Genomic DNA, 14,051 nt, shown 5'->3' with positions numbered 1-14,051 from the left:
TGCCACGGCGGGGCCTAGCCAGACCGGCTCCCCGACGTGGAGCCACTACCTGCGCCGGTCTGCCAGCACCGAATCGAAGAAGGACCCCGACATGACCAGCGCAATGTTCGCCCGCATCTCCACCCCGGCCGGCCCGATCCCCGCAGCCGCGCCAGCCTGGAACCGGCAACGGCACTCGCAGATGCCCTCCCACCGCTACCAGGACGTGTACGCCCGCGTCGACGTTCCGCTCACCGAGCGCGACTGGCCCACCAAACGCCTGACCGCCGCCCCGCTGTGGGTGCCGGTCGACCTGCGGGACGGCAACCAGGCACTCGCGGAGCCGATGGACCCGCAGCGCAAGCGTCGCTTCTTCGAGCTCATGGTCCAGATGGGCTACAAGGAGATCGAGGTCGGTTATCCCTCCGCCTCGCAAACCGACTACGACTTCGTCCGCCTCATCGCCGGGAGCGACATAGCGCCCGAGGACGTCACGATCGTCGTCTTCACCCCCGCCCGCCGCGACCTCGTCGAACGCACCGTGGCCTCCATCGACGGCATCCGCAATCCGGTGGTTGTCCACATGTACACCGCCACCGCGCCCGTCTGGCGCAACGTCGTGCTCGGCAAGGAACGCGATGAGCTGCGCGAGCTGATCCTCGCCGGCGGCCGGGACGTGCTCGAACTCGCCGGACACCTGCCCAATGTGCGGTTCGAATTCAGCCCTGAGGTCTTCAACCTCACCGAACCCGACTACGTCATCGAGATCTGCGACGCCATGACCGAGCTGTGGGAGGCGATCCCCGAGCGGCCGGTCATCCTCAATCTGCCGGCCACGGTCGAGATTTCGACGCCGAACGTGTACGCCGACCAGATCGAGTACATGCACAAGAACCTCGCCCGCCGCGACGCCGTGATCCTGTCCGTGCACCCGCACAACGACCGAGGCACCGGCATCGCCTGCGCCGAGCTCGCCGTCCTTGCCGGTGCCCAGCGGGTCGAGGGCTGCATCTTCGGTAACGGCGAGCGCACCGGCAACGTCGACATCGCCACGCTGGCACTGAACCTGCACGCCCAGGGCATCGACCCGATGATCGACTTCTCCGACATCGACGAGATCCGCCGCACGGTCGAGTACAGCAACCGGATCGAGATCCACCCGCGGCACCCCTACGTCGGAGACCTCGTCCACACCGCGTTCAGCGGCACCCATCAGGACGCCATCAAGAAGGGATTCGCCGAACATCGCGCAAGGTCCGCCGCCGAGGGGCGGCCGGCGAGCGAGATCGAGTGGCGGGTGCCCTACCTGCCCATCGACCCCGCCGACATCGGCCGCAGTTACGACGCCGTCATCCGCGTCAACTCGCAATCCGGCAAGGGCGGCATCGCCTACCTGCTGGAGGCCGACTACGGCATCGAACTGCCCCGTCGGCTCCAGATCAACTTTGCCCGCCACGTCCAGCAGCACACGGACATCACCGGTGCCGAGATCGACGCGCCGCAGCTACTCGAACTGTTCGAGCACAGCTATCTGCGCGCCGACGGCGGCGGCATCGAGCTGATCGAGTTGCAGACCGAGAGCCACGACGGCAGTGCTCGCATACGCGTCGGCATCCGCATCGACGACACCGATCACCACGGCAGCTACGACGGCGTCGGTCCGGTCGAGGCCGTGACCGAGTTGCTGCGCGAACACGGCATCGCCGTCGAGATCGTCTCCCTGCACCAGACCTCGCTCACCACGGGAAACGACAGCGAAGCACTCACGCTCATCGAGTACCGCGATGCCAACGGCACGCACTGGGCGGGTGGCCGGGACCGCTCCGTGCTCACCGCGAGCGTGAACGCGGTACTTCAAGCGGCCCGCGTCATCACCACGGCTCTCGCCTCGGCCTGAGTGCGGCCGTGATGCACGGCAATCCCGGATGGCGGCGGCTGGCGGGTGCACGGCAAAGGCAGCGAGTCGGCGCGGGCGTCCGCGTCTCCGCTGCGCGTCCACAACGTCCTGGCCTTCTACAGCTAGCCGGCCACCCGCTCGGCGGTGCGGAAGGTGGCGGCGCCGAAGAGCACCAGCCGGGCCTCGGTGACGGTGGCCGGGGTCGCGGCGCGCAGCACCGACAGCGCCTGGCCGACGGCGTCGTCGACGGGCCAGCCGTAGATGCCGGCGGAGATCAGCGGGAAGGCGACCACGGACGCGCCCAGCTCGTCGGCGACCCGGAGGCTGTTGGCGTAGCAGTCACGCAGTAGCGCCGAACGGTCCTCGGCGGCCGACCAGACCGGGCCGACCGTGTGGACCACCCAGCGGGCGGGCAGGTCACCGGCGGTGGTGGCGACCGCCTGCCCGGTCGGCAGGCCGCGACCGTACCGGGAGGCACGTAGCGCCCGGCACTCCGCGAGGATGGCCGGGCCGCCCCGACGGTGGATCGCGCCGTCGACGCCCCCGCCGCCGAGCAGGGAGGAGTTCGCGGCGTTGACGATCGCGTCGACCCGCTGCTCGGTGATGTCCCCCTCGACCAGGGTGATCCTCACGGATGCACCTCCTGGACGGGCTGACCGAGGAGACGTCGGGTCAGCAGCGCCGCGCCGGCCACCGCCGCGGGCATGATCAGCACCGCGCCGAGCGGGATCAGGAAACAGACGAAGACCGCCACCCCGAAGCCGAGCGAGGTCGGCAGGTCGGCCCGGAGCACCTGACGGCGGTCCGGCAGCCGCATGCCGCGCCGGTAGAAGGGGGCGCCGACCAGCTCCAGGGCGAGGAACCAGCCACCGACGACCGCCCCGACCACCGGGACGACCGTCTGCCCGACCACCGGGATGAAGCCGGCCGCGAAGAGCGGGAGACCGATCAGCACCGAGATCGCGACCAGCCGCAGCGAGTCGGCGACACTGCGACGCAGTGAACTCCAGAAGGGCACCTCGACCTCGCCGGGGGTGCCGCCGTACCGCTGCTCGACCCGCTCGGAGATCTTCTCGTAGAACGGGTCGCCGACGACCAGGGTGACCGCGGTGAAGGTGAGCACCCCGACCAGCCCGCCGATGCCCAGCAACGCCAGCCCGGCCATCACCCGGACCAGGTTGCGCGCGGTCGCCGACCAGTCGTCGGCGAACGGGGTGACCAGCGCGGCCAGGTCGTCGACGAAGTACGCCAGCGTGGCGAAGGCGGCCAGGAAGAGCGCGCCGGTGATCAGTGCGGGCAGGATGCCGAGCAGCATCAGCCGGGGGTTGCGGGCGTACAGGCCGAGACCGCGCAGGAGCAACCCGGCCCCGGAGAAGAACCGGCCGACGGCGCTCGCGGTCGGCGCGGCGACCCTGGGTGTGTCCACGCACCGGAGCCTATCCGCCGCCGTCGGAGTCCACCGGTCGGCCGACCCGCCGGTGTCCACCGTGGCCGACCGGCCGCACCGGGCAGGATGGCCGGGTGCGCGCGTCCCGGTTGATCTCACTGCTCCTGCTGCTCCAGTCGAGGGAGGCGATGACCGCCGCCGAGCTGGCCCGGGAACTGGAGGTCTCCGAACGGACGGTGTACCGGGACGTCCTGGCGCTCTCCGCCGCCGGGGTGCCGATCTACGCCGACCGGGGACGGACCGGCGGGTACCGCCTGCTCGGCGGGTACCGGACCCGGCTGACCGGGTTGACCCGGCAGGAGGCGGAGGCGCTCTTCCTCGCCGGACTGCGCGGGCCGGCCGGGGACATGGGACTGGCCGACGCCGTCGCCGCCGCCGAGCTGAAGGTGCTGGCGGCGCTCCCGCCGTCGCTGCGGGACGCGCCGGCCCGGACCGGGCAGCGCTTCCACCTGGACGTGCCGGGCTGGTTCCGGCACGCCGCACCGCCGTCGTGGCTGGCCGAGCTGGCCGGCGCGGTGTGGCGGGACCGGGTGGTGGAGTTGCGGTACCGGCGCGGGGAGCGGGAGGTCGTCCGCACGGTGCAGCCGTACGGGCTGGTGCTCAAGAGCGGCACCTGGTACCTCGTCGGCCGGATCGGCACCGCCTACCGGACGTACCGGGTGGACCGGGTGGTCGACGTGCTGGTGGGTGACGACACCTTCGACCGGGAAGACGGGTTCGACCTGGGCGGCTACTGGCGGGAGCAGGCCGAGGTGTTCCTCCGGCAGATGCTCGCCGAGCGGGTCACCGTCCGGCTCACCCCGGCGGGACTGCGCGCGCTGCGACACGTGGCGCACGCCCCGTTCGCGTACGACGAGGCGGTCGCCGGGGCCGGCGAGCCGGACGGGCAGGGCCGGGTGGTGACCCGGTTGCCCGTCGAGTCCGTCGAAGTGGCGTACGACATGCTGCTCGCGCTCGGGCCCGAGGTGGAGGTGCTCGACCCGCCCGACCTGCGTACCCGGATGGCCGCCGCCGCCGACCGGCTGGCCGCGCTCTATCGCGACGACCGCCGGTCGGACGGGAGCGGTTGACCCTGGCCGCCGAGATGCGGAGCGGCACGGCCCCCGCCGCCGGGGACCGTGCCGGAGGGCCGGACGACGGTCAGCGGTAGCCGGTCACGTCGGCCGGCCTGCCCGCGTCCTGCACCTCGACCACGTACCGCCAGGCGTCCGGCTGGCTGCCGTCGACGTCGGTGAAGCCGTACACCCGGGCCAGTTCGCCGCTGGAGACGGAGCTGCCGTTCCAGCGGGCCCGGTCCGAGTCGGCGGCCAGCGCCGCGACCGCCCGGCCGACGAGGGCCGGCGTCTCGGAGATGGCGAAGTGCGGCTCCTTCTCCAGCGCGTCCCGCCAGTTCTCCTCGGTGACCCCGAAGTGCTCCAGCATCATCTCCGAGCGCAGCCAACCGGGGGTCAGCGCGACCGCCGTGGCGCCGTGCGGCTCCAGTTCGCGGGCCTGCGCGAAGGCCAGCCGGTTGACCGCGACCTTCGCGAGGTCGTAGAAGAGCGAGACGCGGTAGTTGTCGTCGTTGTACGCGGTGGTGCCGTCACCGATCTCCACCACCAGCCCACCCGGCTGACGGATCAGCAGGGGCAACGCGAAGTGGCTGGTGGTGATGTGGGTGTCGATCGCCTGGCGGAGCGTACGGAGGCCGGCGTCGAGCGGCTGCTCCCACACCGGCGTGTGCCAGGTGATCAACGGGTCGGCGCCCCACACGTCGTTGACCAGCACGTCGAGCCGGCCCTGCTCGGCGTCGATCCGGGCGACCAGGTCACGTACCTGCTCGGGTACGAGATGGTCGACGCGGACGGCGATGCCGTTGCCTCCGGCGGCGGTGACCAGCTCGGCGGTCTCCTCGATGGTCTCCGGCCGGTCCAGTTCCGACCGGCCCGCGCGGCTGCTCCGGCCGGTCGCGTAGACCGTCGCCCCGGCCGCGCCCAGTTGCACCGCGATCTGCCGGCCGGCGCCCCGTGTCGCCCCGGCGACCAGTGCGGTCTTCCCTGTCAACGGTTTCGTCATGCCCTCGACCCTGTCAGCGTTACCTGACAGTTCGGGTCACCTTTCCGCCGGCCCTTTCGGCCGCCGGCGATCCGGTCCGGCCGGCCGCGGCGTCCAGCCGCGTCTCCAACCGGTGCCCGGCAGCCAGTCAGTCGTTGAGGAAGGCCGAGATACGGTCCCGGAGGTCGGCCCGGTCGGTCCAGAGGACGCCGGGCCGGTCGTACACGTGCAGGGTGGCCGTGGGAAGCGCCTCGGCCAGTGCCTCGGCGACCTCGACCGGGTGCCGGTCGTCCCCGGTGCAGCCGATCACCAGCGCCGGGGCGGTGACCGCTTTCAGCGCTGCGGCGTCCCGTAGCGGGGCCTGCTCCAGCAGCGCCGCCAGCTCGGCCGCGAGTCCGTCACGGAGCAGGTGGTCCAGCCGTTGCCGCAGGTACGCCCACCCGGCCGGGGTGTTGCGGACGGCCGGAGGCAGTTCGACCGAGACGACGTCCGCCACGGCCGAGGCTTCCCCGCTCTCGACCGCCGTGAGCAGGTCGGCCAGCCACGAACGGGCCCGCGTGTCCCGGGGCCGGTCCAGCACCGCCGGCAGGAAGAAGACCAGCCGCTCGAAGCGTTCCGGGCTCTCCACCAGCAGCCGGCAGAGCGCCCCCGCCCCGAGGCTCACCCCGAACGCCCGGGTCGCCCCGCTCAGGTCGGCGACGGCCCGCAGGTCACGGGCGAGGTCGAGGTAGCTCCACGGTCCGGGCGGGGTGTCGGAGCGGCCGTGGCCCCGGAACTGGAAGAAGACCCGGCGGCCGGCGACCGCGCTGCCGAACGGCCGGGTGGTGGCGATGCCGTTGGCGAGGCCGTGCGCGAAGACGGTGCTCGGCTCGCCCGACCCGGTCACCAGCCGTTCCAGTCGGACGCCGTGCGGAGTGGTGACCAGCTCGGTCTCCGGTTCCGGCAGGGCCGGTCGGCCGGTACGCGGGGCACCCGGGCCGGGCCCCCACGTGCGTGGCCCGCCGTCGGGCGGCGGAGGCCAGCGGAAATCCCTCACCAGAAGCCCTTGCCGTCGGAGAGGTCACGCAACCCGACCCGGACGTCCAGCAGGTAGATGAGCCCGGCGGCGATGCCGATCAGACCGAAGAGGCTGATCGGGCCGAACCCGAGCAGGGTGAGCGCCAGGCAGACCGCCAGGATGGCGATCCACCCGCCCTTGGGGAGCGTGCCGATCGCGGGGAACGCGTCGGCGCGCTGGGTGATCGCGTGCACCAGCGCGACGCCCTGCACGATCAGCGCGAAGACGAGCAGGATCAGCTCGATCACGTAGCGGACATCGAGGAAGAAGATCGGCGCGGCGTTGGCCATGTGGGCAAGCTTATGCCGGCGACCCCGGAATCGTCCGACAGGACTCTTCCGGGGTCGCCGGTGGTGGGGCTGTCCGGTCACCGCCGAGGGGTCGTACCCGGTGGCGGCACCGAGGCCCGCGCGCAGTGGCGGACAGGTCGCCGCCGAGTCGACGGCTGGTCCGCTCAGTCGACGGCCGGACGGCTCCGCTTGGTCGCCTTGGGCAGCTTCGCCGACGGGGTGTCGGTGGTGCCGGTCCTGGTGGCCCGGGTCCGCTTGACGGCAGCCGGCTTGGCCTGGGCCACCTCGGCCACGTCGGCCGGAGTGGCGGTCACCTCGGACGCCACAGCGGCGGTCGGGGCGGGGGCGGCCTCGGTGGTCACCTCGGCGGCCGGGACGGTGGTCGCCGGGGCGGTGGTGCCCGGGGACACGGTGGTCGCCTCGGTGGTCTCGATGTCGGCGTTCACGGTCTCGGCGGCCTCCAGCACACCGGCACCGACCACCCGCTCACCCCGGGCGACCAGCGCGCCGTACGCGGCCAGTGCCCGCTCCTGGGCGGCCTGCGCGCCGGCCAGCACGACGGCGGCGTTCCGACCGGCGAGTCCACGCAGCCGGTCCAGGTCGAGGTCGCCCACGACCGCCTTCTCGCGGAGGCCGGTGGCGGTCAGGTTGGCGGTCTTCAGCGTCTCGGTGGCCTTCTGCCGCAACTCGAATCCGGTCACCACCGCCTTGCCCCCCAGGTCGTTGACCACCCGACCGCTGAGGTCGCTGACCACGGACGGGAGCTTGCGGAGCTGCTCCAGCGCCAGGTCACCGGCACCGGCGGCGGCGTAGATCGGGGCGGGGATGCGACTGGTCTTCGGCTGGCTCATGACGGGTTCTCCTCCTCGACCGCCGGGGCGGTCGCCTTCTTCGTGGTCTTCCGGGGGGTGGTGCGCACGCGGGTCCGACCGGCCGGGCGGGTGCCGGGGGCGGGAGCCGGGCCGGCCTCGGTGACGGCCACCGACTCCAGCACCGCCTCGGTCGGGGTGCCGCCCTCGGTGGTCGGGCCGGTGGCCGCCGGGTTGACCGTGGCCGCCGCGTCGGCCGCCGGACCGGCGAGGGCCGGATCAGCGGCGGTGGCGAGGGCCGCTTCGGCGACGGTGGGGGCCGCTCCGGCGGCGTTCCGATCGGTGGCGGTGGTGGAGCCGGAGGCGTTCCGATCGGTGGCGGAGCCGGGAGCGTTCTGCTCGGCGGCGGCGGTCGCCTCGGCGAGCCGGACGTTCTCCCGACGGAACGTCTCGTAGATCTGGGTGAGCGACTGCTTCTGCGCCATCGTCAGGTCCGGGTCGACGGCGATCGCGGCGAGCACGCCCTGCCCCTCGCGGTCGTCGAGCAGCCCGGCCCGCAGGTACATCGCCGGGGTGGAGACCCGCAGCGCGCTGGCGAGCTGCTGGAGCACCTCGGCGCTGGGCTTGCGCAGGCCGCGCTCGATCTGGCTGAGGTACGGATTGCTCACCCCGGCCTGCTCGGCGAGCTGCCGGAGCGAGATCTTCGCGTTGCGTCGCAGGTCACGGATGAAACCGCCGACGTCGCGGGGAAGGTCCTTCGGGGTGGCCATGCCCCGACGCTAACCCCCTCGCGCTAACTCCTGCAAGCAGAATGCTAACCAGAGTTAGCGACGTCTCAGATCGTTTCGGCAGAGGTGTCCGGGTCCGGGCCGCTCGCCCGATGCCGGAGCGGGGAGGGCCGGTCTGCCCGCCCGATGCCCGGGCCGGGCGGACGGTCTGCCCGCCCGATGCCCGGGCCGGGCGGACGGTCTGCCCGCCCGATGCCCGGGCCGGGCGGGCCGGTCCGGTAGCGTCCCCCGGTGGCCATGATCGAAGTGAACGGCACCCGTCTCGGGTACGACGACACCGGCAGCGGCTCGGCCGTCCTCCTGTTGCACGCGGGGATCGCGGACCGACGGATGTGGCGGGAGCAGGTCTCCGCCCTCGCCACCCGGCACCGGGTGATCGCCCTCGACCTGCGCGGATACGGCGACTCGGAGCTGCCTCCCACCCCCTTCGCCCACCACACGGACGTGGTCGGCGTCCTCGACGCGCTGGACGTCGGACGGGCCGCCCTGGTCGGCTGTTCGTTCGGTGGCGCGGTGGCGATCGACACCGCGCTGACCCACCCGGACCGGGTGTCCGCGCTGGCGCTCCTCGGCACCGCCGTCACCGGGCACGAGTGGTCGGACGAGACGAACGACCTGTGGGACTCCCTGGTCGGCGAGGTCGACCCGGACGACTACGCGGCCAGCGCCGCCGCCGAGGTGCGGTTCTGGGTGGTCGGCCCGGACCGGCGGCCGGAGGACGTCGATCCCGCGCTGCTGCGCTTCGCCGAGGAGATGGACGAGCGGGCTCTCGCCACCGAACACATGCTCAGCGCGGTCGACGTGACCGTCCTGGAGCCCCCGGCGATCGAACGCCTGCACGAGTTGCGCATGCCGGTGCTGGCGGCAGCCGGCGCGGCGGACCTGCCGGACATCGGCCGGCTCGCCGACCTGATCGCCACGACCGCACCGGACGCGGTACGCCTCCCCGACGTACCGGACGCCGCCCACCTGCTCCCGCTGGAACGGCCCGCGCCCGTCAACGCCGCCCTGCTCGACTTCCTGCCCTGAACCGCCACGTCCTGCCCTGACCGGAGGTCCCCGGTCAGGGCAGGACAGAGCCTCCTGCCGTGGCCGGGCCCGGCCGGCGGTGGCCGGGCGTCCGGGGCTGCTACCAGGTCGGACGGATCGCGCCGACCGGCACGCCGCCACCGAGCAGCGGAAGTTCGGCGTACTCGTGCAGGATCGGGGCGTCCTGACCGAGCCGGCGCAGCGCGGAGACCAGCACGGGCATCCGGGCGCGGGTCGCCCCGTCATCGATCTTGACGGCGACCGAGCCGACGCCGGGCAGGCCAGCGGCGATGATCCCCTCTGCGCCGATCTTGGCGAGGGTGCCCGGCAGGCCGCGCATCAACCGGCTGTCCTCCGCCCGGGTACCCCCGACGACCTCGGGGTGGGCCCGCATCGCGTCGGCGACGGTCCGCTCCGGCGTCCCGGGTTCCGCCTGCACCAACCGCAGGAAGGCCCGGGCCAGCCCGGTCAGCGAGACCGCGAGCACCGGAGCCCCGCAGCCGTCCACCCCGGCCGCCGCGACCGGCTCACCGGTGATCTCCTCGACGGTGGCCCGGATCCGCTGTTGCAGCGGGTGCTCCGGATGCGGGTACCCCTCGGTGGGCCAGTCGGCCGCGAGGCAGGTGAGCACCATCCCGGTGTGCTTGCCGGAGCAGTTCATCCCGATCCGGTCCGGCCCGCCGCCGGCGGCCAGCACCGCGTTCCGGGCGGTCTCGTCCAGGGGCAGGTCGGGCGGACAGGCCAGCGCCGACCCGTCCAACCCGGCGGCGGCGAGCAGCGCGGTGACCCGGGCCAGGTGGAAGTCCTCCCCGGCGTGGCTGGCCGACACCAGGGCAAGGTCGGCCGGCTCGGTCAGCCGCAGCCCGGCCCGGAGCATGCCGATGGTCTGCATCGGCTTGCTCGCCGACCTGGGAAAGATCGGGCCGACGACGTCACCTGCGGCGGCGACCACCTCGCCGGACGCGTCCAGCACCACCACCGAGCCGTGGTGGAGGCCCTCCACGAATCCGGACCGGACCACCTCGGCGAGCAGCGCGCCACCTGCGTACGTCATTCCCACGGGGTGGAACGGTACCGGTGTCCGCATCCTCGACGACCCGGCCCCCACCTGCGGCTACATCCCGAGCAGCTGCCGGGCCTCGGTCGGGGTGAGCGGCGGACGCTGGGCGAGCTGGGCGGCGGCGACCGCACGGGCGACGAGTTGCATGTTGGACTCGACCGGCTGCCCCTTGGCGTAGGTCACCGTGTCCTCCATGCCGACCCGCAGGTGCCCGCCGGTGGCCAGCGAGGACAGCATCACCGGAATGGTGCTGCGACCGATGCCGGTGGCCGAGAAGGTGGCGCCCTCCGGCAGGTCCCGCACCGCCTGGCGGCACGCCACCAGCGCCTCGGTGGTGCCCGGCATGCCGCCCGGCACCCCCATCACGAAGTCGACGTGCACGTGCCCGCCGGCCGGCAGCCCGTACTTGCCGAGCAGGCGCTGGAGGGCGGTGAGGTGACCGAGGTCGAAGATCTCGTACTCGGGGACGACGCCACGTTCCTGCATCCGGGTGTGCAGGTCGACGATGAACTCCCAGCGGTTGAGGAAGACGTCGTCGCCGAAGTTGACCGTGCCCATGGTGCAGGAGGCCATGTCCGGTCGGGCGTCGAGCACGGCCAGCCGGGCGGCCTCCGGGTCCGTCACCGCGCCACCGGTGGAGAGCTGCACGATCAGCCCGGTGTTCTCCCGCAGCGCGGCGACCGTGTCGCGCAGCCGTCCCGGGTCGAGGGTGGGCTTCGCCTCGTCGTCACGGATGTGGACGTGGATCACGGCGGCGCCCAGCGCCTCGCACTCCTTGGCGGTCAGCAGCAGTTCGTCGAGGGTCACCGGCAGTGCCGGCACCTCCGCCTTGGCCGACTCGGCACCGGTCGGGGCAACCGTGATCAACGTCCCTGTTGTCATGTCGGCGATCCTAGACCGCTGGTCAGGCCAGGTCGATCGTGCGCCGCTCGGAAACAGCTCGTACGAACGTCGATCCAGTTGCCGGGGAGAGGTGGTTGCCGGGGAGAGGTGGTTGCCGGGCTGGGGTGGTTGCAGGGGACCCTTGCTACGCAAAAAGCGGTAACAGGGGGCCCCTGCTACCACCTAACCCCACTCCACCCCGGCGAGGTGCGGCGTGGTGCGGTGCGGCGTGGCGCGGGCTGCTACGGCGCGGGGGTGGGGTCGATGGCGGCTGCAGCCTCGCCGACGAGGAGGTGGGCGTCGTCGGGAACGTTCCGCTTGACCACGGCGAGGGCGATCTGCCCCAGCTCGAAGTGCTGCACGGCGGTCCCCAGGAAGCCGATGGCCCGACCGTCGGACTGGGTCACCGGCGTGCCGGCGGCCGGAAGGCGGTCGCTGGTCACCCCGTCGAGGTGCAGCAGGACGAGGCGACGCGGCGGACGCCCCAGGTTGTGCACCCGGGCCACCGTCTCCTGGCCCCGGTAGCAGCCCTTGGCCAGGTGCACGGCCGGGGCGATCAGGTCCACCTCGGCGGGGATAGTCCGGTGGTCGGTGTCCACCCCGACCCGGGCCCGCCGGGCGGCCACCCGCAGCGCCTCGTACGCCCACAGGCCGGCGACCGGCACCCCGGCGGCGCGCAGCATGGCGACCACGTCGTCCATGGTTTCCCGGGGGACGAGCAGGTCCACGCCGAGCGGGCCGCGTCGCGCCCAGCCGCCGGCGGGCAGCGGACGGACGGCGTACCGGACGGTGGGGCGGGGTGGCACGGAGCTGGTGGGGAACTTCGGGCCCGGCACGGCGAGGGTGTCCGGCTCGGCGAGCCCGGTCACGCCGAGCGCGTCGAGCGCCCCGGTGGCGTCCGGGCCGACCAGGGAGAGCAGTGCCCGCTCGGCGGTCGCGTCCCGGGGCTCGACCTTGCTGAAGAAGCGCATCCGCTCCAGGTACGTCAGCAGACCGGTGGTGGCCCCCGGCTCGGTGTCCAGCCAGGTGGTGTCACCGTCCTCGGCGACGACGGCGTGCTGCTCGACGTGGCCGTGTGGGGAGAGCACGAGCAGTTCGGTGCCCTCGCCGGCGGTCAGGTCGGCCAGGTGCTGGGTGGTCAGGGTGTGCAGCCAGCCGGCGCGTTCCTCGCCGGGGACCGCCACCACGCCCCGGTGTGAACGGTCGACCAGGCCGACGCCGGTGGCGAGGGTGCGCTGCTCGCGCAGCGGGTCGCCGTAGTGGGCGGCGACGCTCCGCACCCCGGCCGCCCGGTGGGCCGGCTCGGGCTGGTCCCGCGTCTCGGCGTCGATGGCCTCGACCGGTACGGCTCCCGCGATCTCGATCATGCCTGCTCCCCGTTTCCGTGCTCGCCGTTGCCGCAGTCCCCGCAGATGCCGAAGAGCGCCACGTGCCCGATGTCGGCCTGGAAGCCACGCTCGGCGGCCAGCCGGTCGGCGACCGGACGCAGCAGTTCCGGCTCCACCTCGTCGATCATGCCGCACTCCCGGCAGACCAGGTGGGCGTGCTGGTGCTCGTTGGCGGCGTGGTAGGTCGGCGAGCCGTGCGACAGATGGGTGTGCTTGACCAGCCCCAGCTTCTCCAGCAGCTCCAGCGTGCGGTAGATCGTGGTGATGTTGACTCCGGCGGCCACCTCCCGGACGGCGTGGTGCACCTGCTCCGGTGTGGCGTGCCCCAGGTCCAGCACCGCCTGGAGGATCAACTGCCGCTGCGGGGTCAGCCGCAGCCCACGGGAGCGCAGCAGCTCGGCGAGGGTGGCTTCAGACACCGTCCGATCATAGTGCGGTCTCCGCGTGTGTCCGGCCACCCACATCGGTACGCCGCTACGCTCGGCATTCGTGACCGAACTCAGCGGGACGACGGAGCTGACGCACCAGGCGGAACCGCCCCGGGTGGCGGTGCTGGGCCGGGGGCTGGTGCCGGCCGGGCAGCCGGTGCTGCGCGGCGACGACCTCGGGGTGCTGCACGGCGACGGGGTCTTCGAGACCATGCACCTGCGCGACGGTCGACCGTGGCTGGTCGGCGAGCACCTGGCCCGGCTGGCCTGGGCGGCGGACCGGCTCGACCTGCGGCTCCCCCCGACCGCCGCGCTGCTCGACCTGTTGGAGTCCGTCGCGGTGGGCTGGCCGGCCGGGACGGAAGGGGCGCTCCGACTGGTTTGCACGCGGGGACCGGAGGGCGGTGGCCCGCCGACGGTCTACGCCACGCTGGGCGAGGTGCCGCAGCCGACCCGACGCGCCCGTCGGCTCGGGATCGCGGTGGCCACGCTGCCGCTGGGCGTCGCCGCGGACTGCCGCGCCAGCCTGGACTGGCTGCCCATCGGGTTCAAGTCCACGTCGTACGCGCTGAGCAGCGCCGCCCGGCGCTGGGCGGTCCGGCACGGGGTGGACGACGTGCTCTGGGTCTCCACCGACGGGTACGCCCTGGAGGGGCCGACGGCGAACCTGGTCTGGCTGGAGGGCGACACCCTCTGCACGGTGCCGCCCGCGCGGACCGGCATCCTGCCCGGCGTCACCGCCGCCTGGTTGCTGGCCCACGCGCACGAGCTGGGGTTCACCGCGGCGGAGCGGATGATCGGCCCCGGTGACCTGCGGGAGGCGGACGCCGCCTGGCTCACGTCGTCGGTGCGGGGGGTCGCCGAGATCCGCACCCTGGACGGCATCGGCCCGCACCGGGCCTTCCCGTCCCCGCACACCGCCCGCCTCCAGCAGTTGCTCCCCCACCCCTGACCCTCGGGCGC

The 14,051-nt window shown here is 73.2% G+C and carries 15 protein-coding genes; 4 read left to right on the top strand and 11 right to left on the bottom strand.

The window, feature by feature from the left end; translation table 11 throughout:
* Positions 1-91 precede the first annotated feature (91 nt).
* Positions 92-1,876 carry a 2-isopropylmalate synthase gene (locus GA0070618_RS13270; RefSeq protein WP_088981908.1) on the top strand — a complete coding sequence of 595 codons (1,785 nt, stop codon included), beginning with the start codon at positions 92-94 and terminating at the stop codon, positions 1,874-1,876.
* 122 nt (positions 1,877-1,998) lie between these two features.
* On the opposite strand, the gene GA0070618_RS13265 is transcribed toward GA0070618_RS13270, so the two are convergent.
* A complete protein-coding gene (locus GA0070618_RS13265) occupies positions 1,999-2,508 on the bottom strand; it encodes an O-acetyl-ADP-ribose deacetylase (RefSeq protein ID WP_088981907.1) in 510 nt (169 codons plus the stop codon).
* Positions 2,505-3,302: an EI24 domain-containing protein gene (locus GA0070618_RS13260; RefSeq protein ID WP_088981906.1), complete on the bottom strand. Its 798-nt coding sequence runs from the start codon at positions 3,300-3,302 to the stop codon at positions 2,505-2,507. The genes GA0070618_RS13265 and GA0070618_RS13260 overlap by 4 nt, the downstream gene beginning before the upstream one ends.
* A 95-nt stretch (positions 3,303-3,397) precedes the next feature.
* On the opposite strand from GA0070618_RS13260, the gene GA0070618_RS13255 reads away from it, so the two are divergent.
* Positions 3,398-4,393, top strand: coding sequence for a helix-turn-helix transcriptional regulator (locus tag GA0070618_RS13255; RefSeq protein ID WP_088981905.1), 996 nt, complete (start codon positions 3,398-3,400; stop codon positions 4,391-4,393).
* A gap of 70 nt (positions 4,394-4,463) precedes the next feature.
* Here the strand turns inward: GA0070618_RS13255 and GA0070618_RS13250 are convergent, their stop codons facing one another.
* From GA0070618_RS13250 to GA0070618_RS13230, 5 genes are all read right to left on the bottom strand, one after another.
* Positions 4,464-5,378 (bottom strand): SDR family oxidoreductase, encoded by a 915-nt coding sequence (locus GA0070618_RS13250; protein ID WP_088981904.1) that lies wholly within the window; start codon positions 5,376-5,378, stop codon positions 4,464-4,466.
* A gap of 127 nt (positions 5,379-5,505) precedes the next feature.
* Positions 5,506-6,393, bottom strand: coding sequence for an alpha/beta fold hydrolase (locus tag GA0070618_RS13245; RefSeq protein ID WP_088981903.1), 888 nt, complete (start codon positions 6,391-6,393; stop codon positions 5,506-5,508).
* Positions 6,390-6,704, bottom strand: a complete 315-nt coding sequence (locus tag GA0070618_RS13240) for a DUF2516 family protein (protein ID WP_088981902.1) — start codon at positions 6,702-6,704, stop codon at positions 6,390-6,392. The genes GA0070618_RS13245 and GA0070618_RS13240 overlap by 4 nt, the downstream gene beginning before the upstream one ends.
* A gap of 164 nt (positions 6,705-6,868) precedes the next feature.
* A complete protein-coding gene (locus GA0070618_RS13235; RefSeq protein ID WP_088981901.1) occupies positions 6,869-7,555 on the bottom strand; it encodes a hypothetical protein in 687 nt (228 codons plus the stop codon).
* Positions 7,552-8,283: a helix-turn-helix domain-containing protein gene (locus tag GA0070618_RS13230; RefSeq protein ID WP_088981900.1), complete on the bottom strand. Its 732-nt coding sequence runs from the start codon at positions 8,281-8,283 to the stop codon at positions 7,552-7,554. Before GA0070618_RS13230 ends, GA0070618_RS13235 begins: the two co-directional genes overlap by 4 nt.
* A 255-nt stretch (positions 8,284-8,538) precedes the next feature.
* Between GA0070618_RS13230 and GA0070618_RS13225 the strand changes: the two genes are divergently transcribed.
* Entirely contained in the window at positions 8,539-9,330 is a 792-nt protein-coding gene (locus tag GA0070618_RS13225) for an alpha/beta fold hydrolase (protein WP_088985498.1), read from the top strand.
* Between the two features lie 100 nt (positions 9,331-9,430).
* On the opposite strand, the gene GA0070618_RS13220 is transcribed toward GA0070618_RS13225, so the two are convergent.
* From GA0070618_RS13220 to GA0070618_RS13205, 4 genes are all read right to left on the bottom strand, one after another.
* Positions 9,431-10,390 carry an asparaginase gene (locus GA0070618_RS13220; protein ID WP_172900289.1) on the bottom strand — a complete coding sequence of 320 codons (960 nt, stop codon included), beginning with the start codon at positions 10,388-10,390 and terminating at the stop codon, positions 9,431-9,433.
* Positions 10,391-10,444: 54 nt separating this feature from the next.
* Positions 10,445-11,272: a beta-keto acid cleavage family enzyme gene (locus GA0070618_RS13215; RefSeq protein ID WP_088981898.1), complete on the bottom strand. Its 828-nt coding sequence runs from the start codon at positions 11,270-11,272 to the stop codon at positions 10,445-10,447.
* Positions 11,273-11,514: 242 nt separating this feature from the next.
* Positions 11,515-12,639 carry a CAF17-like 4Fe-4S cluster assembly/insertion protein YgfZ gene (gene ygfZ / locus GA0070618_RS13210; protein WP_088981897.1) on the bottom strand — a complete coding sequence of 375 codons (1,125 nt, stop codon included), beginning with the start codon at positions 12,637-12,639 and terminating at the stop codon, positions 11,515-11,517.
* Positions 12,636-13,079: a Fur family transcriptional regulator gene (locus GA0070618_RS13205; protein WP_231931727.1), complete on the bottom strand. Its 444-nt coding sequence runs from the start codon at positions 13,077-13,079 to the stop codon at positions 12,636-12,638. Before GA0070618_RS13205 ends, ygfZ begins: the two co-directional genes overlap by 4 nt.
* Positions 13,080-13,149: 70 nt before the next feature.
* On the opposite strand from GA0070618_RS13205, the gene GA0070618_RS13200 reads away from it, so the two are divergent.
* Entirely contained in the window at positions 13,150-14,040 is an 891-nt protein-coding gene (locus GA0070618_RS13200) for an aminotransferase class IV (protein WP_231931726.1), read from the top strand.
* The last annotated feature ends 11 nt before the right edge of the window (positions 14,041-14,051 follow it).

Origin of the sequence: Micromonospora echinospora (assembly GCF_900091495.1) — a bacterium.
GTDB lineage: Bacteria > Actinomycetota > Actinomycetes > Mycobacteriales > Micromonosporaceae > Micromonospora > Micromonospora echinospora.
This window is presented reverse-complemented; position numbering and strand designations above follow the sequence as displayed.

Coding starts and splice junctions, on each gene's coding strand:
- GA0070618_RS13270 (WP_088981908.1), top strand. CDS start 92: ATGACCAGCGCAATGTTCGCCCGCATCTCCACCCCGGCCGGCCCGATC.
- GA0070618_RS13250 (WP_088981904.1), bottom strand. CDS start 5,378: ATGACGAAACCGTTGACAGGGAAGACCGCACTGGTCGCCGGGGCGACA.
- GA0070618_RS13240 (WP_088981902.1), bottom strand. CDS start 6,704: ATGGCCAACGCCGCGCCGATCTTCTTCCTCGATGTCCGCTACGTGATC.
- GA0070618_RS13235 (WP_088981901.1), bottom strand. CDS start 7,555: ATGAGCCAGCCGAAGACCAGTCGCATCCCCGCCCCGATCTACGCCGCC.
- GA0070618_RS13230 (WP_088981900.1), bottom strand. CDS start 8,283: ATGGCCACCCCGAAGGACCTTCCCCGCGACGTCGGCGGTTTCATCCGT.
- GA0070618_RS13225 (WP_088985498.1), top strand. CDS start 8,539: ATGATCGAAGTGAACGGCACCCGTCTCGGGTACGACGACACCGGCAGC.
- GA0070618_RS13215 (WP_088981898.1), bottom strand. CDS start 11,272: ATGACAACAGGGACGTTGATCACGGTTGCCCCGACCGGTGCCGAGTCG.
- ygfZ (WP_088981897.1), bottom strand. CDS start 12,639: ATGATCGAGATCGCGGGAGCCGTACCGGTCGAGGCCATCGACGCCGAG.